Annotated in this window: 21 protein-coding genes and 1 riboswitch; of the genes, 6 read left to right on the plus strand and 15 right to left on the minus strand. The window is 43.3% G+C overall.

Annotation, left to right across the window (positions count from 1 at the left end):
- Positions 1 to 220 precede the first annotated feature (220 nt).
- The gene (locus AABS66_RS02570; protein ID WP_206083988.1) at positions 221 to 607 is read left to right on the plus strand and encodes a YkgJ family cysteine cluster protein; all 387 of its coding nucleotides are present in this window, start codon (positions 221 to 223) and stop codon (positions 605 to 607) included.
- Between the two features lie 93 nt (positions 608 to 700).
- Here AABS66_RS02570 and AABS66_RS02575 read toward each other — a convergent pair whose 3' ends face one another.
- The gene (locus AABS66_RS02575) at positions 701 to 1,705 is read right to left on the minus strand and encodes a luciferase-like monooxygenase (protein WP_206083987.1); all 1,005 of its coding nucleotides are present in this window, start codon (positions 1,703 to 1,705) and stop codon (positions 701 to 703) included.
- A 274-nt stretch (positions 1,706 to 1,979) separates the two neighbouring features.
- On the opposite strand from AABS66_RS02575, the gene AABS66_RS02580 reads away from it, so the two are divergent.
- Positions 1,980 to 2,294 carry a hypothetical protein gene (locus AABS66_RS02580; protein WP_430224546.1) on the plus strand — a complete coding sequence of 105 codons (315 nt, stop codon included), beginning with the start codon at positions 1,980 to 1,982 and terminating at the stop codon, positions 2,292 to 2,294.
- 293 nt (positions 2,295 to 2,587) lie between these two features.
- Complete coding sequence (locus AABS66_RS02585) at positions 2,588 to 2,776, plus strand: YegP family protein (RefSeq protein WP_206083985.1); 189 nt, start codon at positions 2,588 to 2,590, stop codon at positions 2,774 to 2,776.
- A 38-nt stretch (positions 2,777 to 2,814) separates the two neighbouring features.
- On the opposite strand, the gene AABS66_RS02590 is transcribed toward AABS66_RS02585, so the two are convergent.
- Together AABS66_RS02590 and AABS66_RS02595 are read right to left on the minus strand one after the other, a co-directional pair.
- The gene (locus tag AABS66_RS02590; protein ID WP_206083984.1) at positions 2,815 to 3,132 is read right to left on the minus strand and encodes an AzlD domain-containing protein; all 318 of its coding nucleotides are present in this window, start codon (positions 3,130 to 3,132) and stop codon (positions 2,815 to 2,817) included.
- 2 nt (positions 3,133 to 3,134) lie between these two features.
- Positions 3,135 to 3,803, minus strand: a complete 669-nt coding sequence (locus tag AABS66_RS02595; protein WP_206083983.1) for an AzlC family ABC transporter permease — start codon at positions 3,801 to 3,803, stop codon at positions 3,135 to 3,137.
- Between the two features lie 81 nt (positions 3,804 to 3,884).
- On the opposite strand from AABS66_RS02595, the gene AABS66_RS02600 reads away from it, so the two are divergent.
- Positions 3,885 to 4,445 carry a helix-turn-helix domain-containing protein gene (locus AABS66_RS02600; protein WP_206083982.1) on the plus strand — a complete coding sequence of 187 codons (561 nt, stop codon included), beginning with the start codon at positions 3,885 to 3,887 and terminating at the stop codon, positions 4,443 to 4,445.
- A gap of 66 nt (positions 4,446 to 4,511) precedes the next feature.
- Positions 4,512 to 4,688, plus strand: coding sequence for a DUF2526 family protein (locus AABS66_RS02605; protein ID WP_206083981.1), 177 nt, complete (start codon positions 4,512 to 4,514; stop codon positions 4,686 to 4,688).
- A gap of 89 nt (positions 4,689 to 4,777) precedes the next feature.
- Here AABS66_RS02605 and AABS66_RS02610 read toward each other — a convergent pair whose 3' ends face one another.
- The 6 genes from AABS66_RS02610 to dalD all read right to left on the minus strand — a co-directional run bounded on the left by AABS66_RS02610 (position 4,778) and on the right by dalD (position 13,338).
- Positions 4,778 to 5,962 carry an amidohydrolase gene (locus AABS66_RS02610; protein ID WP_430224547.1) on the minus strand — a complete coding sequence of 395 codons (1,185 nt, stop codon included), beginning with the start codon at positions 5,960 to 5,962 and terminating at the stop codon, positions 4,778 to 4,780.
- 51 nt (positions 5,963 to 6,013) lie between these two features.
- Positions 6,014 to 7,249, minus strand: coding sequence for a Zn-dependent hydrolase (locus tag AABS66_RS02615; protein WP_206083979.1), 1,236 nt, complete (start codon positions 7,247 to 7,249; stop codon positions 6,014 to 6,016).
- Between the two features lie 6 nt (positions 7,250 to 7,255).
- A complete protein-coding gene (locus tag AABS66_RS02620; protein ID WP_206083978.1) occupies positions 7,256 to 8,479 on the minus strand; it encodes a hypothetical protein in 1,224 nt (407 codons plus the stop codon).
- Positions 8,480 to 9,090: 611 nt separating this feature from the next.
- Positions 9,091 to 10,380 (minus strand): MFS transporter, encoded by a 1,290-nt coding sequence (locus tag AABS66_RS02625; RefSeq protein WP_206083977.1) that lies wholly within the window; start codon positions 10,378 to 10,380, stop codon positions 9,091 to 9,093.
- A gap of 88 nt (positions 10,381 to 10,468) precedes the next feature.
- Entirely contained in the window at positions 10,469 to 11,938 is a 1,470-nt protein-coding gene (gene xylB, locus AABS66_RS02630) for a xylulokinase (RefSeq protein ID WP_206083976.1), read from the minus strand.
- Positions 11,939 to 11,949: 11 nt separating this feature from the next.
- Positions 11,950 to 13,338: a D-arabinitol 4-dehydrogenase gene (gene dalD, locus AABS66_RS02635; protein ID WP_206083975.1), complete on the minus strand. Its 1,389-nt coding sequence runs from the start codon at positions 13,336 to 13,338 to the stop codon at positions 11,950 to 11,952.
- Between the two features lie 177 nt (positions 13,339 to 13,515).
- On the opposite strand from dalD, the gene AABS66_RS02640 reads away from it, so the two are divergent.
- Positions 13,516 to 14,466, plus strand: a complete 951-nt coding sequence (locus AABS66_RS02640; RefSeq protein ID WP_272538625.1) for a sugar-binding transcriptional regulator — start codon at positions 13,516 to 13,518, stop codon at positions 14,464 to 14,466.
- 51 nt (positions 14,467 to 14,517) lie between these two features.
- Here the strand turns inward: AABS66_RS02640 and crcB are convergent, their stop codons facing one another.
- The 6 genes from crcB to AABS66_RS02670 form a co-directional block, all read right to left on the minus strand.
- Positions 14,518 to 14,898: a fluoride efflux transporter CrcB gene (crcB, locus tag AABS66_RS02645; protein WP_430224548.1), complete on the minus strand. Its 381-nt coding sequence runs from the start codon at positions 14,896 to 14,898 to the stop codon at positions 14,518 to 14,520.
- A 238-nt stretch (positions 14,899 to 15,136) separates the two neighbouring features.
- A riboswitch (Fluoride riboswitch) is annotated at positions 15,137 to 15,208 on the minus strand.
- A 254-nt stretch (positions 15,209 to 15,462) separates the two neighbouring features.
- Positions 15,463 to 16,425, minus strand: a complete 963-nt coding sequence (locus AABS66_RS02650; protein WP_206083972.1) for a sugar-binding transcriptional regulator — start codon at positions 16,423 to 16,425, stop codon at positions 15,463 to 15,465.
- Positions 16,426 to 16,582: 157 nt separating this feature from the next.
- Positions 16,583 to 17,236: a dihydroxyacetone kinase subunit DhaL gene (dhaL, locus tag AABS66_RS02655; RefSeq protein WP_206083971.1), complete on the minus strand. Its 654-nt coding sequence runs from the start codon at positions 17,234 to 17,236 to the stop codon at positions 16,583 to 16,585.
- Between the two features lie 11 nt (positions 17,237 to 17,247).
- The gene (locus AABS66_RS02660) at positions 17,248 to 18,249 is read right to left on the minus strand and encodes a dihydroxyacetone kinase subunit DhaK (RefSeq protein ID WP_430224549.1); all 1,002 of its coding nucleotides are present in this window, start codon (positions 18,247 to 18,249) and stop codon (positions 17,248 to 17,250) included.
- Positions 18,250 to 18,260: 11 nt separating this feature from the next.
- Entirely contained in the window at positions 18,261 to 19,526 is a 1,266-nt protein-coding gene (locus tag AABS66_RS02665) for an MFS transporter (protein ID WP_225818175.1), read from the minus strand.
- A gap of 123 nt (positions 19,527 to 19,649) precedes the next feature.
- Complete coding sequence (locus tag AABS66_RS02670; protein ID WP_272516243.1) at positions 19,650 to 20,762, minus strand: MDR/zinc-dependent alcohol dehydrogenase-like family protein; 1,113 nt, start codon at positions 20,760 to 20,762, stop codon at positions 19,650 to 19,652.
- Positions 20,763 to 20,856: the final 94 nt, after the last annotated feature.

Here is a 20,856-nt window from a genome sequence, read left to right on the forward strand (position 1 = left end):
TGCCGACACAGCAGGTTTTTTTATGACTGTAAATTGCCGTTTAATTTTATTTAAATCAAAAATAACTATCTAACCTAGTCTTTTCCACTAAAAACCATTGCAATTCACTGGATTTACATAAGATAATAAAATTCGAGCAACGTTTTCTTGAGCTTCCTGCTTGTGTTGCGTCAACCCGTATTCTACGGGGATATTATCAACATCAATATCTGGTTTTGTTATGTCAAATATTCATATTCTAAAAACCGACCCTTCAGAGAACCCTTGTATAAGCTGCGGTGCTTGTTGTGCCTATTTTCGTGTCTCTTTTTATTGGGCTGAGGCAGAAAGTGGCGGTGGCGTTGTTCCACAACATTTAACCGAGCAAATCACCCCTTTCATGAGCTGCATGCATGGCACCAATCAAAAGCAAAATACACGCTGTAGCGCGCTACAAGGCACGGTAGGGGAATGTGTGTCTTGCTCCATTTATGCACAACGGCCTACGCCTTGTCGTGAATTTGAGCAATCTTGGCAAGATGGTATCTATAATGAGGCATGCGACCGTGCACGTGCAGCTCATGGGCTACCTCCCCTTGAACCACATCATCCACAAATCGCTTGCTAACCCGTCAATGACCCAGAGTTTTTCTGGGTTATCTTTTGATTCATTTTTAAATCAAACAATTGCTTCCCTGCAAATATCGTCCTTTCAAATAAATTAGATCAATTCATTCATAACTTGCATCGCCAGTTCAAACGAATATAGGCGCGATTGATGATCAAAAATTTGCCCATTCACCATGATTTCATCCGCTTGTGTTTGCCGTAAAATTGTTTCTAAGCCATGTCGAACTTTGGATTTATCCCCAACCAATGACATCCCAAGTGCTTGCTGAACACCATATTCTTCAGCTGGAGACCAAATATTAGCCATGTTTTCAACGGGTGGTGGTAATTGGGAGGTCTGCCCACGACGCAGCATAACAAAAGCTTGCTGCATCGAGGTAAATAAGAATTCGGCCTCACGCTGTGTATCTGCCGCAATGATATTAATACACACCATCGCATAAGGTTTTGCTAGCCTTGCCGATGGCTGGAAATTAGTGCGGTAAACCTCTAATGCTTGCAATAGCAAATCAGGGGCAAAATGGGAGGCAAATGCAAAAGGTAAGCCTAATTTTGCAGCAAGTGTCGCGCTATAAAGGCTTGATCCTAATAACCAAACAGGGATTTTTTCACCAAAACCAGGAACAGGGCGAACTCCTGGGTCAGGATTAGTCGCATCAAACCAATTGACTATCTGGGCAATATCTTGTGGGAAACTGTCAAGATCCGTGCTCATATGGCGGCGCAGAGCCTGCATCGTTTGCTGGTTACTCCCTGGTGCACGCCCTATCCCTAAATCAATACGTTCTGGGTAGAGTGTATTAAGCGTACCAAACTGCTCGGCAATCACTAAAGGTGAATGATTCGGTAGCATGATTCCTCCCGAACCTAACCGTAACAATTGCGTATTCGCAGCTAAATAGCCAATGAGTACCGATGTCGCTGCACTGGCAATCCCAGTCATATTATGGTGCTCAGCAAGCCAATAACGATGATACCCCAGTTTTTCTGCTAATTTAGCAAGGTCAAGAGAATGGGAAAAAGCCTCTTTTGCCGTTGATCCTTCAGTTATTGGAGCAAGATCGAGCAAAGAAAGAGGGATTTTTTTATCTGACATATACGCTCACTTTGTTAGGATTATGGTGATATTGAACCTAACTTACCATCCTAGTCTATTGCGTCCTTAGCCTCCACAATAGAAATCCTCATTAGCACAACTGGAATAAAAATGTAAACTTTAGTCTACTAACCCACTGTTTTTACTAAATTATGAATTAAGCATGCATAAAAAGTGCAGTAATTATGAAGCTTCAGTCAAGGGAGGTAAAAGCGATTGAGCTACGAAAAATTTTCGTGAATGATGGTTTCATCAACCAGATGAGGAAATTGAAATGAAAAAATTAAATGCAGGTTTATTCGCTTTAGCGTTAATGTCAGTGGGTTTTGCAGCAACCGCAGCGAATATGGGCAATGGTGGGAATAACAACATGCAACGCCCACATATGGGTAATCATCATAATATGGTGTACAGCGTAGCTGAACAAACCACGACGCCAAATGAAACAGTGAAAAAATTGGCGAATAATGCGCCTAAAATTGAAGATGGCAAACGCTATGTTGTAAAAGTTACTGTAATGGAAGCCCCTGAATTTACTACGAATAACACACCTATGCCAAAACCTGCTAACGCCTCCACAGCGCAGTAAAGGGTAATATTGATTAACCTTGTTAATGGTATCGGTAAAACCTTTTTTATTGATAAGCATAACCAAATAGCATAATCAATAAGATACCGATATGCTGAAAGGACAATAAAGAGTTCTATATATCCTACGATTGCCTCTGTTTATCAGGGGCTTTTTTTATAGTTTCTCTTAAATACTGTCCCCTCACTAGTAATAATACCTAACAACAGCTAATCTTATTTTAAGTGGAACGTTTTTTCTGCTTATTTCCTTATTTAGATATTTAGTTTTCCATTTAAACGCAGGAGCTTATCATGGGCTATTATGAATTGAAAAAATCCACGAAAGATGTGGCTCAGCCTTATTACTTTGTATTAAAAGCGGCTAATCATGAAATTATTGCCACCAGTGAGATGTATGCTTCTAAACAATCTGCACTAAAAGGCATCGCCTCCGTGCAAAAAAATGGGTCCTCTGAAACCATTAAAGACCTCACCGTATAATTCGTTTGCCCCTATATACCAATAGGGGCAATTTTTTATTAGATTAAGCGTAATAATGCCGTAACAGCAGCAGCAGACAATACAATAAGAATAAAGGGCTTTTTATACCAAGTAAGTACCCCTGCCACCAAAACGCCCAAAACCTTTGGCCAATCTGAAAATGCATCCCCAGCGAATAACGTCGAGGTCACTGCAACAGAAAATAAAATCACAATCGCAGCAGCAGAAAACAACACTTTACTATTTTCTGATAACACCACGCGCCCTTTAAGTAAGGCCCCTGAGGCTCGCATAAGGTATGTGCCAACAGCTAATATCATGATGCCTGTAAAAATTAACCACGGATTACCCATCATGATTATTTCCTTATATAAATAACTAAGCTCAATAGCGCCAATAAAACAGGGATACCAGCAGGTAAATAAGGAGTGGTTGCAACAGCAATCACCGCACCAATAATGGCGGTTAACCTTAATCGTTTATCTTTTAATGCGGGTAATGAAAGTGCTAAAATAATCGCAGGGAACATAGCATCCATACCGAATACGTGGGTATCATCCATAAAACTACCTAATACCTCTCCGATAATCACCCCAAGTGGCCAACAAAGTAAAATACCGATACCACACAGCCAAAAAGCAGCACGCTTCTCTTTTTCTGTTTCTTGAGCAAGACCAAAAACCACACTTTCATCGTTCATAATGTGGTAACCCAAAAGTGCCTTCTTTCCCTTCCCTGTTAAATCACCCACTGCAAAACTAAATGGAATATGACGTGAATTAACCAGCAAACCAGCTAAAGCAGCGGAAATAGGGCTTCCCCCCGTAAAGATTACCCCGATAAATAAAAACTCAGATGCTCCCGCAAGCACTAATATTGATAGTGTTAAAGGCACCCAAAAGTCAAACCCCTGAGAATGTGCCAATGCACCGTATGAAATTCCCACAATTAAGTCAGCAAAACACACAAGAGCGATGTTTTTCACTGTGCTATTATTCAGTGTGGAATTGAATGTTGAAGTTAGCATTTCCAATCCGTTCGATATAAAATACATTTGTTCATTATGATGATCATCACGGCGAAGTGCAATCTAAATAGGATATGAAAATTGAATTTACCCACACCACCCATTGACCTTATCGCAAAAGCCCTCGCTCGCGAACGGCAAAAAAGTGGGTTGTCGCTCTCTGAATTGTCACGCAAGGCAGGCATTGCCAAGTCCACCCTGTCACAACTGGAGTCGGGCAGCGGAAACCCAAGTATTGAAACATTGTGGGCACTTTGCGTTGCGTTAGATATCCCTTTTGCACGTTTAATTGAAGAAAAACAAGAGACTGTAACCGTAATACGCCACGGTGAAGCAATTCCTGTCAGCGCAGAACACGCCAATTATTTAGCCTTTTTATTATCATCAGCCCCAGATAACTCTCGTCGCGATATTTACACTGTGATTGCACAACCAGGACGTGACCGTGTGTCAGAACCGCATATGCGAGGTGTTAGTGAGCACATTATTATCACTGCTGGTAGGGCCTTAGTCGGCCCATTAGATAACCCTATTGAGTTAGCTGTTGGGGATTATATTCACTACCCTGGTGATGACCCCCACATTATGCGCGCATTAGAACCTAATACCATGGCAGTTATGATCATCGATAAACAAAACTAATCGCATAACCATCAATGCTGTTTTGCATTATGATTACACCAAAACAAATACGTTGGAGTTGTAACTATGTCCCACTATGATGAAATTGTTAAAAAAGTGAATTTACTGCTTGATGAAAATTCCGTTCACAATATGAACGAAATGCTTATGCAGCTTTCCCATGATGCAGAACTCAACCAAGAGCAACGCTTTGAGCAGCAACAGCGCTTAAGAGAGGCTATTTTTGTGCATCATGATGTATAAGGATTTCACCCTATACTGAAACTTAATGGCTAATCAGTATAGGATGCCATGCTAATAGCAAAAACACTATTTACGAGCTTATCGTATTTTTAAAAATCCGTTTGTTGCAAGTACGCCCATGCATATTGTGCGTGCAACTCAGCACCAGTGACCATTGTGTCTTCATCAATATTAAAGCAACCATGGTGATGTGCCCATTGCGTGTCTTTTTCCGCATTTCCTGTGCCTAACAACGCGAAACAACCTGGAATATTTTCAATATAGAAACTGAAATCTTCCCCACCTGGCGTTGGTCTTTCCGTGATTAAGGATTGCTCACCAAAGGCTTCAGAAATAATAGATTGTGCCAATAACGCACTACGTTCTTCATTGATCACAGGCAACGTTCCATAGATATAATCAACCTGAGCTGTAGCTCCGTAGATGGCGGCTGTATGTTCTGCATAACGGCGAATAGCGGCTTCAATGCGATCGCGTGTCGCGATATCAAAACAGCGAACAGTACCATCCAGTACCGCATTTTCCGCAATCACGTTAAAACGCGTACCGACATCCATTTTTCCAATTGTCACAACCGCAGAATCTAATGAAGATGTTTCACGGGAAACAATAGCTTGCAAATTCATCACAAAGGCCGATGCAACAACCGCCGCGTCAATTGTAGCTTCTGGCATAGAACCATGACCGCCACGGCCTTTGAACGTGACCTTTAATAGATCCGCGGAGGCAAAACTCCCCCCTACATTACAAGAAACCTTACCTGATGGCGTTGTCGTCCAGATGTGCATCCCAAATACGTTATCGACATTTTCAATAGCACCTTGCTTGATCATCGCCAGTGCACCTTGTGCAATCTCTTCCGCAGGTTGAAAAATCAAACGCACATTACCCTCAAGCTCGTCTTTAACCTCAACCAATGCTTTCGCTGCAGTTAATAACATCGCCGTGTGGGCATCATGGCCGCACGCATGCATTTTGCCTTCAATCGTCGACTTATATTCTAAAGAATCATTAAGTTCCAACACTGGCAGTGCATCTATATCCGCACGTAATGCGACGGTTTTACCTGGTTTTCCACCTTTAATTTCAGCAATCAGACCCGTTGGCTCTGTGAGACGATATTCGATACCGATTTTGTCTAGTTCTTCAGCAATTCGCTGTGTTGTACGCACTTCTTCGAATGGCAATTCAGGGTGAGCGTGTAGATCACGACGAAAAGCAATCATCTCTGATGTGTGTTTTTTGATTGCAGCTGTAATAATTGGACTGATCATTTTTCTACCTTTACCCTTTTCAATACTGTACTTTGGTGTTTTTCTTAATTATTAACATTCAATAAGTGACTTCACAGTGGCAAACATCACGTCAACGCCACGTGCAATTTGCGCATAATCTGTCCATTCATCAGGGTGATGGCTTAACCCATTACGACTAGGCACAAAAATCAATCCTGTTTGAGTGATCCCTGCAAAAATCATCGTGTCATGCCCTGCACCACTGACCATAGTTCTAAATTTTAAATTTTGTTCACTTGCATGCTGCTGCATTAAGCCAATGATTTCATTATTTAACTCAGTTGGTTGTACATAAAGTGGTTGAATAATCTCGCTATCAATGCCTGCTGACTCACTGGTTTTTTCTGTCAGTTCAATGATTTTCTCAATGATTTTACGCAAAGCAGTATCATTTTTTGAACGAATATCGACGCTAAATACCACTTCACTTGGGATAACATTCGCGCCATTAGGGAGAACATTGAGCCGGCCAACTGTCGCAACCGTATTGTCCCCTGCGGCTTTTGCCAGTGCTGGGATTTCGCTGATAATCTGACTTGCGCACACTAAAGCATCCGCACGCATATTCATTGGGGTTGTTCCTGCATGGCCCGCTTTGCCAGTCAGCTTAATCTCTAACTGGCTAATACCCACTATGGTCTCTACAATCCCCACATCTTCACCCGCCTGTTCAAGCACAGGGCCTTGTTCAATATGTAGCTCAAGAAATGCTTTAACATTTTTTGGGTCTAATACCGCATCCGCCGCTTTGTCTGCATTAAATCCCGCTGCAGCCATGCGTTCTGCAGCGCTGACGCCTTGCCTATCTTTAAGTTGATAGAGCTCTTTAGTACCGATTAAACCCGTGATCACACTGGATGCCATCAAACCACGGCCGAAGCTGGTGCCTTCTTCTTCCACTAGTGCGATCACTTCGAGTGGGTATTTTGGCGTTAAATTTTGTTCCCGAATACGCGCAACCACATCCAGTCCAGTCACTATCCCCGCAGGGCCATCAAACGCGCCACCATGGGGAACAGAGTCAAAATGTGAGCCAATAATCACCGCAGGCAAATCCGCTTGCAGCCCTTCTAGACGACCATAAATGTTGCCAATTGCATCTTCACGAACTTGTAAACCAAGCGCCACCATTTGCTGTTTTAAATATTGGCGGGCCTGTTTATCTTGCTCACTATAGCTCATACGCGTTGTGCCTTGGCCTGGCGTCGCGGTGTATTCTGCCAATTGTTCTAAATGACGTTGAATTCGAGATGTACTTGTTTCCATAATTATTTACCCTGCAACTGGAACAATGTAAGCGACCATAATGCCCGCTAAGACAACAGACACCATGGTGACGGAAATGAAACCACCGACTAACATTGGTCCTAACATATGGCTAGTGAGAATTTGACGCTCTTTTTCGTCTTTTGTTAGTGCGTTAATCGCTTCGTTAGTAATGATGTAATCCGCTGGAAAGCCATACAGGGCAGTTAATGCCACCGCAAAAGCCATCTCTTTAGTGACACCCAACATTTTGCCAACTATCCATGACGCGAGGTACATTCCAATAACGGCGGCACTAATTAACACCACCATTGGATAAACAAGGCGCAATAACATATCTGGTGTTGCATGGTTTAAAGTATCAAAGATAAATAACATCAATGCCATGATAGCAAAACCAAACCCATTGGCTTTTTGCAGAGGTTGCCTTTCTAAGAAACCTAATGAAGATGCAATAACTCCAAATAATAAGCACAGCACGAATGGGCTGATATTCACGTAAGGTGCAGCATAAGATGATGCTAAGTAGGCCAAATACCCTACCGCTGCCAAACGTAAGAATTTGAAATAACTCGTGTTATAGTGATTAGGGATTTTTTTAAACATGCGCGGCATTTCGTCTTCCGATACCACGGTTTTCACTTCGACCTCTTTGGCACCCTCTACAGAAAGTGTTTCTTCCCACTGCCCACTACGGTATTTTTCCAGTACGCGACGCCCTTCTTTTTTCAGCATCACTGCCGTCAGCGGATAACCCGCAAACCCTTGCATAACATAGATTAATATTGCAAAAACGGAGAGATCTACTAGCCCTGCTTCCGCAGCACCTTTTGACATAATCAATGAAGAAACAATACCACCTACCAATGGTGGAACAGCAACTAATACCGTATTCATATCAAACAAGGCAACACCGATAATAAAGGTGAGAAAAATAATGCCTAGAATACCCGCCAATGAAATAAGAATGGTTTTCCATTGGCGTAATAATTCTTTCAGGGACAATAAAGTGCCCATATTGGTAATTAATAAGTACATTAGGGAGACAGCAACAACCTGTGGAATACCCGCAATACTAACGATATCTTTCGGGAAGATTGTCCAATACCCTAATAGAAACAATACTGCGCACACGAAAACGGAAGGGATCCAGGCTTTGGTGCGTACCGCTATCGCATCCCCGATATATAATATTCCGACTATCAAAAACAGAGCTAACATCTGCGACATAACTTTTTCCCCGCGTATATCTTTTTATTTGTTTATTTTTTTAGTATTAGAAGCCATTAATATTAGTTAATTACTAATTTACAGCTTATTTATGAATGATAAACCATCAATATAAAGAGCATTTCGCTGCAAACATACAATTTCGCAACAAAATTCATCATAACATTGAAAATACAGATGTATAGATAACTGAACAAGATTAAATCAGGCAGGAATAATGGCAATAAACTTATTAGACAGTGAATTATTACACTGAAAAGCATTTAGACATAAATATTCTTTTATTACCGAGGCGATTCAGTAGCGTAAAATATCAACACAGACTTAATTGAGAATCAGATTCACTTTCGTTTATTTTTTAGCCTTTTAAATTATATTCTATTGTAAAAGGATCAAATTTCAATAATTCACACAATCCATGGCGGAAAAACAAAATAAACACGACCAATTTTTACATTTAAATAAAATATTATACTTAATTTTATCGTTAACTATTTTCTCTACAATTAGGACAAACAAAGGCAGATAACCCTTTATCAATGTATAGAATTATTGACAGCAAAAATAAAAAACCCATAAATCACAATTTATGGGCCATTATAAAAACAGATTTAGTTATTAGCTTGCTGCTCAGTCATCATTTTAACCGATTTAATTTTACGGTTATTCTCAAAGCCTGGCTGAGGAACTTTTATAAAGAACGTCAGAATTCCTGCAAAGATATACAACCCAGTATATGCCCAAACAACCCCGACAATATCGAAGAAAGGCAATACCAAGCTCGCAATCGCTGGGGCAGCAAAGTTACTTAAACCCGCAGATAAATTATAAATCGAAACGGCTGCGCCCTTATGGTGTGGTTCAATACTTGGGAATACCGCAGTCATTGGCACAAAGGCCGCAACAAAAATACCCAGTAAAATGGCTGGGATCAGGGCAATCGCAAAATTGTGCCCAAAGTAAACAGGTAAATAATAAAACAGCAGGCTTGAAACAGCCATACCTAAACAACCAAACCACCTGACTTGGCGGATCCAGCCGATATGTTCCCCAACAATGCCCCAAAAAATATTGGTAAAAATAGTCACAAAGAAGAACACAGCCCAAATTTGTAGCCACTCAGAAATAGTAAAGCCTAAGCGGTCAACAAATAGCAATGGCATGATAATCGCAAAGCCAAATAACGAAATCGTATTGATGATACGGATCAAGCTCGCCATAAAAATATTTTTATTGGTAAATAAGATTGTCGCTGCCCGGGATAACTCCGCCATTTTGTCTTTCATTGGCAAATCCACTTTCGAGCGGTCAACAGGGATATTACGCAAGCTAAAGTAAGCAATTATACCGCCGATTGCCACCCAACCTATCGCCATCCAAAGTGTACCTGTTTCCCCCATCATCGGGATTGAGAAACTGGGTAAATAGCTGCCGATGACGCCAATTCCCACTGAGTACATCGCCCAGAACCAGCCCGTTGCGGCCGCGAGGTGAGCACGAGGAATAACCTGCACCAACATCATCATAAAGGAATAAATAAACAGCGGGTAAGCCAACCCACGGATGCCATAAAACAGCAACATCATGCTGTAGCTTTTCATACCTAAGCCAAAAGCCATAAACAGTGCATGCATGACAATCCACAAAACAAAACCGATCATCATGGCTTTTAATGGTGTGATAATTTCAGCAACCACACCCGATGCCCATGCGGCTACTGCAGCCATCAAGCCATAAACGGTGAACACCATTGCTGATTGTGTCGGCGTAAAACCTAAGTCAGTAATATGTTTCGATAAAAAAGCCATCTCAAAACCATCACCACTCATAAAAATAGCGATGGCGATAAACCCCCAGAACAAATGCTTAGGTAGACCAAGCCAATACTGCTGTTGTTCCATTGCAGTTTCCTCATTTTATGTTGTTGTTTTAATTAATTGCGAAGCGCGAGCGATAAAAGCGGTAGGTAGGGAATACCGCCTTTTCGGCCTATTGCGGCATAAGTTCTCTTGCTTGTTTTTGTTGCTGATACAATAAACGGAATACCTCAAGCCGTTGGTTAAGTACCTGTTGATTAAGAGATTGCGGCAAATAGGTGTTAAGAATGTCAGGTTTTTGACACACCTTATCCACATCGCCCCCGTCAGCTAACCATGCAAGGCGTGCAGCACCTAAAGCCCCTGAAGAACTTGCAGGGTGTGTAACGATAGGCACATTAATCACATCTGCAATGAGTTGTGCCCAAATTGGGCTGCGAGCCCCACCCCCTGTTAAGCTACAACGCGGCATTTTTGTCCCTGTTTGTTGTAATACATCCATGCCATCCGCTAAGGCAAAAGTTACCCCTTCAATCACGGCGTAACCCAACTCTGCTCGTGTTGTTTCATTGCGCAGAGCAAAAAAGGAACCTGTGGCATAAGGGTCATTGTGCGGTGTTCTTTCCCCTGAAAGATAAGGCAAAAATATCGGCGCGCGTTTTTTCTGCTCATCCGTTAATTGACCAACCTCGTCCATCAGTTGGTTTTCCGTCGTTGACAATAACTGGCAGGCCCAACGCAAGCAGTTTGCGGCACTTAACATCACACTCATTTGGTGCCAACGGTTTGGCAAGGCATGGGCAAAGGCGTGAACACCATGTTGAGGGTCGGCTTGTAGCTGGTTATTCACCACAAAAATCACCCCTGAAGTGCCAAGGGAAATCAGAGCATCTCCTTCATTAATCGCCCCGACACCTACCGCAGAAGCCGCATTATCACCACCGCCACCCGCGATAATTACATCTGCACTCAGCCCCCAATGTGAAGCTAAGTCAGCACGCAAGACACCACTTTTTTCAGCCCCTTCGACCAAAGATGGCATCTGTTCACGGGTTAAATTTGTGGCTGCTAACAATTCATCAGACCAATCACGTTTAGCGACATCAAGCCACAGTGTGCCTGACGCATCCGACATTTCACTGAGAAATTGTCCCGTCATCTTCCAGCGCAAGTAGTCCTTCGGTAACAACACTTTGCTAATTTTACTGAAAACCTGAGGCTCATGTCGCGCCACCCACAAGAGCTTCGGCGCAGTAAAACCAGGCATCACCAAGTTCGCCCCAACGGTCAGGAATTCTGGGTGCTGCTCCATCAACCACTCGCACTCTTTGGCACTACGAGTGTCATTCCATAAGATGCAATCACGTAGCACCTTGTTGTGCTTATCCAATAAAACGGCGCCATGCATTTGCCCCGATAAGCCAATCCCTTTGACTGCCGCCCACGCTTCTGGTGCTTTTTGTTTTAACGTTGCCACGACTGCATTTGTTGCCTCCCACCAGCTATCTGGGGATTGCTCCGCCCATTGAGGGTGAGGCCGTTGCACCGTCAGCGCCATATGGCTTGATGCAACAATTTCCCCTTGGCTGTTAATCAAAACCGCTTTGAGCTCAGAGGTGCCAAGGTCAATTCCAAGGTACATTGCCTTTCTCCTTACAGCGATTGCTGCGGTGATTTTAGCCAAGTGTTGATATTGGCGACCGTTTTACGTATGAGTTCATGGAATTCAGGTGAATGCGCAAGGGAACCAAAAAGCATTTCGCTCGAGACAAATTGCGTTAATGCATCTGGTGAGTTCATCATTTTTTGGTAATATTCCTCATCTAACACACCATCTTGGTATTCATAAGGCAACTCACCTTTTGCCCAGCGTTGCAAGTAAACAAAAAAGAGCGCGGGCAATACCGCCGTTGCCGCGGGCACTTGGTTACGTTGGTAACATTCTTGCAGTGTCGGTGTAATGAACCCAGGAATTTTCGATAAGCCATCAGCGGCAACACGTTGATTAGTGTCTTTAATATAAGGATTACTAAAGCGCTCGAGTACCACATCACGGTACTGTTCTAAATCCAGCGGGCTTGGCGTCAATGAAGGGATTACGTCTTGAGTGACGTAATTCCAGGCCATTTGTTTGATTGGCAATTCGCGCGTGCTGTCGTCGATAAAATTCAAGCCGATTAGTGTCCCTGCCCAAGCAATACAGCTGTGACTTGCATTCAGGATTCGAATTTTAGCTTCTTCCCACGGCAGTACAGACTCCACCATTTCGACATCCACATTTTCCAATGCAGGCCGTCCGTTAATGAAATCATCTTCAATTACCCACTGAATAAAAGCCTCACCCATGACGGGTGCTTTATCGTCCCAGTTAGTGTGCTGTTTCACGCGTTCTGCCACATCAGGGGTTGGGCGAGGCGTTATTCTATCCACCATGGTATTTGGTGAACGAGTATGGTCTTTCACCCATTGGTAGAGGTCATTTTCGCCTTTTAATTGTAAGAACGATAAAAAACCATGGCGAAAACGTTCACCATTATGACGTAAGTTATCACAGTTTAATAAGGTGACTGGCTCGCCGTGGGCTGTAAGCCGTGCACGCAGGATCTCAGTTAATGCCCCATAAATTGTGATCATTTTTCCCGATAAATCTGCTTGGATATCGGGTTGCTGGACATCTAACTCATGTTGAGGGGTTAAATAATAACCTGCTTCGGTTACCGTAAAAGCGATTACGCGAGTGGCTTTATCACGGCCTTGCTCAACAAGTTGGCTTAAATTTTCATCCCAGTGCAAGATTTTGCGCACTGACGTGATTTTTTCGTAGTGGCGCTCACCTTCTGGCGAAACAGTTTCAAGGGTGTATTCGCCATTTTGCTTCGCTAAGTTATCAAGCAATGCATTTGCATCATTACGAATATTACCTAGCGCAATAGACCAGCTGTCATCGCCCTGTGCAATTAAGCGGTGTAAATACCAAGCTTGGTGAGCACGATGGAATGATCCAGCACCAATGTGCATCCATACGGATTTCTGCTTTAGCATTGTGACTCCTTAACTTAAAAGTAAATATTTGCCATTTTTATGGGCATCTGCCCGTTTGTTATATTTTAGTTTCAATCTACCAAGAATTACTGCGATAATGGTCACAGTAATAACTTTTGCCCTTTTAATAAGCAATTGCCCAGAATTACAATGATGAAAAAAGGCAGGAGAGCGTCCATGCAGAAAGAATTAAAAAAAATGGAACAAGCCGCGAGAGCCGCGTGGCTGTATTTTGTGGCAGGTAAAACGCAACAAGAAATTGCACAGGAATTGGGGCTATCACGCCAAGTCGCTCAGCGACTGATCTCTTTAGCTAAAGAGCAAGGTATGGTGCATGTGCAAATCACCCACCCTGTTACTGAATGCTTACGGCTGGCCAATGAGATACAGCAAAAATACCATCTCACCCATTGTTATGTAGTACCTTCAGGGCAACTTGATACCGATGCTACGTTGGATATGATCGCCGTTGCGGGCGCAGAATTAATGGAACAATTAATTGAGCAGGATAAACCCCAAGTTATCGGTATCGGTTCAGGTAGAACATTACGCAGCATTATAGATGCACTGCCTTACCTTGAGCTGCCTCAACACCAATGTGTCTCATTAATTGGCGCAATTGCCCGCGATAGCTCTGCAACACGTTACGATATTCCCTTACGTTTTGCAGAAAAACTGCAATGTCGCCACTATATTCTCCCCGCGCCGTTGTATGCGGACAGCCCAGAAGACAAGGCCATGTGGTGCCAACACCGCGTCTATAAAGAGGTCACTGAAAAAGGCTTAAATGCTGATATTACCTTTATTGGTATTGGAGAGGTGGGAAAGAATTGCCCACTAAATTCAGAAGGGTTTGTCACTGATGAGCAACTAGAAATGTTACTGGAAAAAGGTGTCGCGGGAGAACTCTTAGGCCACTTTATTAAAGCCAACGGTGAGCGTTTAGCCACCAGCTTAGATGACACACACACGAGTGTGCCACTATTTTCCCCTCCCATACACCCAGTGATTGCTTTTGCTGGAGGATCACATAAAACGCAAGCGATTCAAGCCGTCCTCAACGGCGGTTGGATAACGGGTTTAGTCACTGATGAAGCCACGGCTCAACATTTGTTAGCGAATGATTAGTCCAAATATTCAAGCGGCAATAATGTCGCTTGAATATTTTATTGCTCAAACTTATCCTTGAGCCAGCCAGTTATGGCATAGCATGCCAAGCAAAGTAAAGATCAACGCGCCAATCACATGAATAGCGATAGCGCTAATCGCAAAGCCCAATTTCCCTTCTTGGATGAGCACTAACACTTCTAATGAAAAGGTCGAAAAGGTGGTAAAGGCACCGCAAAAGCCTGTCACAATAAAGAGCTTATACGCGGGACTGATATTAGCACTGGCAAAATAGGAAATGGCAAAGCCGATGACGAAGCCACCAACAAGGTTAACCGCAACGGTACCAAGGGGAATATTCGGATAGAGGTGGTTCATTTTCAGGCTAACAAACCACCGAAGCCAGCCACCAAGAACAGAACCAATCGCAATTGCAAATAAAGAGGCGTACATAGAAACTTCCCATAAAGCGTTAGGAGGGATAAATGAAAGGAAAGTCTCCCTGTTATACTCTAAATAATTCGAGTGGCATGTAGGCGACAAGCAAAGATAGTTCGATGAGCATACACAAGTATGTGACTCGGCTATCGTAGTACAGTCAACACCCATGTAACTTGAAGTATTTCGAGTATCGTTCATTTATGCCCTAAATTCAGGGCACATAAACCTACGTACCCCGTCAAATTAACAGGTTAACGTAGGCATCATTAGCCCAACTGGGCGGTTTCTTAACAGCAGGAGGAATGCCATCTCCCTAAATACTTACCTTAAAATAATAAGGCAACTAATTAGGAGATGTAAACCTATTTTATAATAGATGCTATTAATAAGCCGTTAGGCACATACATCAATATGTGGCTAATGCGAATCTGCGGTTTGAATAACACGCGGGATCCATCCCCTAAAAAGTTCAAATTGCAGCTAGGCGTCAAACGAAGATATCCTTAGGAGCATACACCAGTATGTGACTAAGGTACTGACCGCTGTCAACAACGCTGCGGTTTGAAGTATGACGAGCTATTGGGACATTTTTAAAATCGTCCGCACATTACTCGCACTGGTTGCGATAATATCAATCGCCCCTGTGCGCAGTGCGCCCATAATCGCCATAGATTTGGACGATTCAGAGGCAATCGCAATCACACAGGGAATTTTTCTCAGCTCATCAATACTCAAACCTATCACGCGGTCATTCATGACGGTATCCACATGCTGCCCTTGTGCATTGAAAAAATCATATCCTGCAATATCACCGATTACGCCTTGGTTTAAACTTGCATCCACGATTTCGCGGGGCGTAAACCAGCCCAGTTTGACCATATAACTATCTTCATTCATATCGCCTATACCGATTAAGGCAATATCCGCTTTACGAGCACGATCTAGGGTTTCTTTTATGGTGCCATTTTTCATAAAAGCTTGTTTAAGCTCGTTATTTTCCACATACGCTGGGGCGTATAATGTTTCACTGGTTCCCCCAAATTTTTTAGCAAGGCGGCGGCTGATATGGTCGGCGTTTATCGAATCGCCAGGACGATGCGTACCGCCAATACCACAAATAAACCGGCAATCTTTTTCAGGTACGGCACCGCCACTATCGGCAACAACCGCCACATTACGCCCTTGTCCCACCGTGACAATCATATTATCTCGCAGTGTGGTTGATAAATAATTCGCAACCAATGTCCCCACCTGATTACGCTGTTGTTCTTCATCTGGGTGATCTAACGCAATCAACGCGCGGGAAATAGGAAAACGAGAGAGTAACTGTTGCTCAAGCTGGGTACTAAAAATTGGGTGATAGCGAACATTAATTTCAACAATCCCCTCTTCTTTTGCACGCTTTAATAAGCGCCCCACCTTAATTCGCGATATTCCAAACTTATTGGCGATCTCTTCCTGTGTAATTTCATCGCGATAATACGCAATCGCAATTTCAGTCAGTAGCTCGATATCGGAAGATGCTTGTGATCTATCCATAAGGTAGTGGTTTCCTCTCAATTGGTGTTAATCGCGACAAGGATAATACGATTTTAGTATAGCGTTTCTAGTGACAATTAATAAGCGAGTTGTCAAAGACAGTGGATATAAAGCAATGTTTTCGACTCTATATCCACTAAAAAAATAGAATAAACTGTTATGCGCTGGCTAAAGCGCCATGTTTTTCAACGCTTTGGGCAAGTTGGCAAAGTAATAAACAGCAAGATGTGGCCCCTGCATCTAATACCCCACGCGAACGTTCCCCTAACCGACTCGCGCGTCCAATTTTTGCCACTAAGTCTAATGTTGAATCACGTCCTGCAATAGCCGCAGTTTGCATTGCATCTAGCGCTTGCTTGAAATCCTTACCTGCATTAGTTGCAGATTCAAACGCATTAATTGCAGGGATCAGTGTATCCATTAAGCATTTATCCCCCACGTTTGCGCTACTAATGTCTTGCAACTCCGATAAGCCGTTTTGTAGCATCGCCAGGAAATCTTGCTGTGAAAGCTCACTTTTACCTGAAATACTGTCAGACATCCCCATAAAGAAGCTGCCGTACAGTGGCCCCATCGAACCACCGATACCTTCCATTAGCGCATCCGAGATCTCTTCAAAACCTTCACTGAGGGATAATTCACGGCCTTCAATCGCTTTAGCGCATAGGTTGAAACCTTTCGCCATATTAATACCGTGGTCACCATCGCCAATTGCACCATCGATTTCACTGAGGTATTCACGGTTAGACACAATGATGTGGACTAAATCCAGCGTTATTTCATTACCACGTTCCGTTGAGATAACTTGCATAATGAGCTCCTTTACTTAACCTGTGTTAAACCTAATGAATACGCAGGGACATCCATCAATGTCTTTAATTCTTCATCCACTTTCATTAATGTCAGTGTGACGCCCATCATTTCGAGTGAGGTAAAATAATTGCCCACATAGTTACGCACGATACGAACGCCTTTCTCACGTAATAATTTTTCGACTTCAGCGTAATAGATGTACAACTCCATCACAGGGGTCGCACCTAACCCAGAAACCAATACGACAACCTCATCCCCTTGTTTTGCCTGCATATCGCTTAAAATTGGCGCTAACATCGTTTGTGCCATTTGCGCCGCTGATTGGATTGGCATAATTTCAATGCCTGGTTCACCATGGTGACCGATGCCAAGCTCCATCATACCATCTTCGATATGGAAATTCGGGTGCCCCACCGCCGGAATTGTGCAAGACGTCAAACCAACACCAATTGAGTGGCAATTATTAATGGCTTTTTGTGCCGCATTAATCACCCCATCAAGGTCATAACCTTTACTTGCCGCCGCCGAGCCAACTTTCCACATTAAAATTTCACCCGCAACACCACGGCGCTTCTCTTTTTCACTTGCGGGTGCAGAGGCAACATCGTCAGTCGCAACAACAGTTTTAATCTTCATGCCCGCTTTTTCGGCTTTTTTCATCGCCATTTTCACGTTCATGTTGTCGCCTGCGTAGTTACCATACAAACAGGCAACACCAGCACCACTATCTGCGGCTTTGAACGCATCTAAAAAAGCCCCTGCGGTTGGTGAAGAGAAAATCTCACCGATAGCCACCGCATCTAACATGTTTTCACCCACATAACCTAAAAATGCGGGCTCATGACCTGATCCTCCCCCAGTGACAATCCCCACTTTTCCTTGGATTGGCGCCTTCGGATATTTCAGAACGCGGGCGTTATCGGTCTGCGCAAAATATTCAGGGTGCGCTTTTAAATAGCCTTGAATAGCGTCTTCAACAACTAGGTCAGGTTCATTAATGATTCTGTTCATAATTCCCTCTTTTACTTATTTTCTGGTGTTAGCTGCATTTTTGCTGACTGATCAAGAAGTTCTTGCGGTACGGTGATAAACCTCATCAATATCGCACTGAACAAATAAAGCCCTGAGAAAATCCAAATCACACCAAATGCCCCGACACTGCTAATAAATATCCCAACAAGTGCAGGACCAACGAAGGTACTGAGCCCCGCACCCAAATTCAGTACGGACATCGCAGCGCCTTTATTTTCAGGTGCGAGTGATGGCATGATGGCAGAGAGCGGTACGTAACCTGCAAGGCACGCCCCAAATAACCCAGCCGCTATCATCATCAGGGTATAGTTATGGCCGAAGTAATACGGCACGTAATAGAACATTAGGGTACAAAGCATACAACCGACGCATCCGAACCAAATCACAATATTGCGCCAACCAATACGATCACTGACGACACCGAAAATGAGGTTGAAGGCAATATTCACGGTCCAAAGTGCGGCATAGATATGTAACCATTCTGTGCGGGAAAAGCCAAAATCAGCAAGAAACATTGGCATGAAGATCACAAAACCGTAAGCCGCTGATGTATTTATGGTTCTAACAATTCCCCCTAAGCCAATTTTAGGGTTTTCAAATGCAATGGTGATCCCTTTAAACACATAGTTAAGCGACACTTTTTGTTTTGGTTGTTCGCCGCCCTCATGGTTTCGGTTAAGGGCAATCGCAATAAATGCCCCGATGGTGACAAAAATCAGCCCGCTCCATAACGTTGCCATTTCACCTAAAATCGGTAAGGCATAACTTGAATACATCACACCCAAGACACCTAACCCGCCACTGTAGACGAACCAGAAGATCCCCACGGCGGAGCCCAATTTTTTAATAGGCGCTTCATATGCCACCCAAACTAAGAAACCGTATGCAAACATTGGGTAACCGAATCCACGTAATGCATAGGTTGGGATCATGATAGATAAGCTGTTACTTGGCAGGCCAATCGATAAGAAAATGACTGAACCAATCACAAACATCACAAACCCGAAAATCATCACTCGGCGAGCAGTATAAATTTCCGCTAAAACGCCAGACAACCACGCCGCAACCGCAGCAAAAAAACCATATACGCTGAACAGTAATGAAGATTGTTCAATACTCATTCCGCGGCTAATGATAAAAGGTGAAAGCCACCCTTGTTCGAGCCCTTCCCCCATCATGAAGATAAGAACACCAAAATAGCCAAGGAGCAACTTTGGCGAAAACCCCGTTACTTTAGACAGTTTATTGATTATCATATTGTTAACCTCAGTGCGTGTTCGCTGGGCTAGGACCTGAATAACAAGCCTTGGTAGGGTGACATTTATTCAGGTCCAATTTTTCTCATTATTGTTTTATTTGCTTGTGAACCCACGACAGCATTACAGGTTCGGGTCTAAGACCACCTTGATATGCGGGTCGCCCTTCGCCATCATGGAAAAACCTTCCGCAAATTTATCTAACGGTAAAATATCCGTTACCACACCTTTTGTCGGGAAATCACCATTGCCGATACCTTCGATAACCAATGGATAGCAATATGGGCCTAAGTGAGAACCTAATAAATCCAGTTCTTTACGGTCACTGATAATGCTCCAATCAACGGTAACAGGGTCTTTAAAGACAGAGAACTCAACGAATGTACCGAGTTTACGGATCATTTTGAGTCCCTGTTCAACAGATTTCGGTGCACCAGTCGCTTCAATGTAGATGTCGCAACCATACCCTTCCGTCATCCCTTTAATGATTTTGTCCACATCATCACGTTTAGGGTTCAGAACCATATCTGCGCCAAATTCTTTAGCGAGTTCTAATCGCTTATCGAATAAATCCAGTACCACTAATTTGCCTGCACCCGATTTTTTGATTGCACCAATCATGCCTAAACCAAGCGTTCCTGCGCCCGAAAGCACCACAACATCGCCCAGTTTCACATTCGCGCGTTGTACTGCATGCAATGAACAGGCATACGGCTCAATCAAAATTGCGTCTTCAATCGGCATATCCACAGGCACATGGTAGTTGATGGCTTCTTTAGTAAATTTCATATACTGAGCCATACCGCCATTGACATTATTCTGGAAACCATACAGGTCGTGTTTTTCACACATCCAATATTCACCCCGTTTACAGAAACGGCATTCCCAGCAAGGAACTATTTGCTCGGAGATTACGCGGTCACCTAATGCAAAACCTTCTACTTTTGAGCCAAAGCCAACAACGTGGCCGATAAATTCGTGCCCTGGGATCATGGGCGCTTTAATATAGGCAGGTTGCTCAGCATCTCCCCAAAAGCTTGGAGCTCCTTCAAACGCTTTCACATCACCAGCACAAATCCCGCACGCTTCGACGCGAACTAATATTTCTTCTTCACCAATTTTTGGAACATCGACAGTTTCTAAACGGTAATCTTTCGGTGCATAAGCCACTACCGCTTTCATTTTTTCTGGAATGCCTTCGCTCATCGTGGCTTTTGGATCACAGTGTTCACACATAGTTTTACCCTCGGCGGTTTGTTAAATGAACATAAGTTCAATGAAGATACAAATTAACCATACCTTCTTTTAATCATCGATGCACATCACCAGA

The sequence above is a fragment of the Providencia sp. SP181 genome (assembly GCF_050446505.1).
In the GTDB taxonomy this organism is placed as follows: domain Bacteria; phylum Pseudomonadota; class Gammaproteobacteria; order Enterobacterales; family Enterobacteriaceae; genus Providencia; species Providencia vermicola.

Coding starts and splice junctions, on each gene's coding strand:
- AABS66_RS02570 (WP_206083988.1), top strand. CDS start 221: ATGTCAAATATTCATATTCTAAAAACCGACCCTTCAGAGAACCCTTGT.
- AABS66_RS02575 (WP_206083987.1), bottom strand. CDS start 1,705: ATGTCAGATAAAAAAATCCCTCTTTCTTTGCTCGATCTTGCTCCAATA.
- AABS66_RS02580 (WP_430224546.1), top strand. CDS start 1,980: ATGAAAAAATTAAATGCAGGTTTATTCGCTTTAGCGTTAATGTCAGTG.
- AABS66_RS02585 (WP_206083985.1), top strand. CDS start 2,588: ATGGGCTATTATGAATTGAAAAAATCCACGAAAGATGTGGCTCAGCCT.
- AABS66_RS02590 (WP_206083984.1), bottom strand. CDS start 3,132: ATGATGGGTAATCCGTGGTTAATTTTTACAGGCATCATGATATTAGCT.
- AABS66_RS02595 (WP_206083983.1), bottom strand. CDS start 3,803: ATGCTAACTTCAACATTCAATTCCACACTGAATAATAGCACAGTGAAA.
- AABS66_RS02605 (WP_206083981.1), top strand. CDS start 4,512: ATGTCCCACTATGATGAAATTGTTAAAAAAGTGAATTTACTGCTTGAT.
- AABS66_RS02610 (WP_430224547.1), bottom strand. CDS start 5,962: ATGATCAGTCCAATTATTACAGCTGCAATCAAAAAACACACATCAGAG.
- AABS66_RS02615 (WP_206083979.1), bottom strand. CDS start 7,249: ATGGAAACAAGTACATCTCGAATTCAACGTCATTTAGAACAATTGGCA.
- AABS66_RS02620 (WP_206083978.1), bottom strand. CDS start 8,479: ATGTCGCAGATGTTAGCTCTGTTTTTGATAGTCGGAATATTATATATC.
- AABS66_RS02625 (WP_206083977.1), bottom strand. CDS start 10,380: ATGGAACAACAGCAGTATTGGCTTGGTCTACCTAAGCATTTGTTCTGG.
- xylB (WP_206083976.1), bottom strand. CDS start 11,938: ATGTACCTTGGAATTGACCTTGGCACCTCTGAGCTCAAAGCGGTTTTG.
- dalD (WP_206083975.1), bottom strand. CDS start 13,338: ATGCTAAAGCAGAAATCCGTATGGATGCACATTGGTGCTGGATCATTC.
- AABS66_RS02640 (WP_272538625.1), top strand. CDS start 13,516: ATGCAGAAAGAATTAAAAAAAATGGAACAAGCCGCGAGAGCCGCGTGG.
- crcB (WP_430224548.1), bottom strand. CDS start 14,898: ATGTACGCCTCTTTATTTGCAATTGCGATTGGTTCTGTTCTTGGTGGC.
- AABS66_RS02650 (WP_206083972.1), bottom strand. CDS start 16,425: ATGGATAGATCACAAGCATCTTCCGATATCGAGCTACTGACTGAAATT.
- dhaL (WP_206083971.1), bottom strand. CDS start 17,236: ATGCAAGTTATCTCAACGGAACGTGGTAATGAAATAACGCTGGATTTA.
- AABS66_RS02660 (WP_430224549.1), bottom strand. CDS start 18,249: ATGAACAGAATCATTAATGAACCTGACCTAGTTGTTGAAGACGCTATT.
- AABS66_RS02665 (WP_225818175.1), bottom strand. CDS start 19,526: ATGATAATCAATAAACTGTCTAAAGTAACGGGGTTTTCGCCAAAGTTG.
- AABS66_RS02670 (WP_272516243.1), bottom strand. CDS start 20,762: ATGTGTGAACACTGTGATCCAAAAGCCACGATGAGCGAAGGCATTCCA.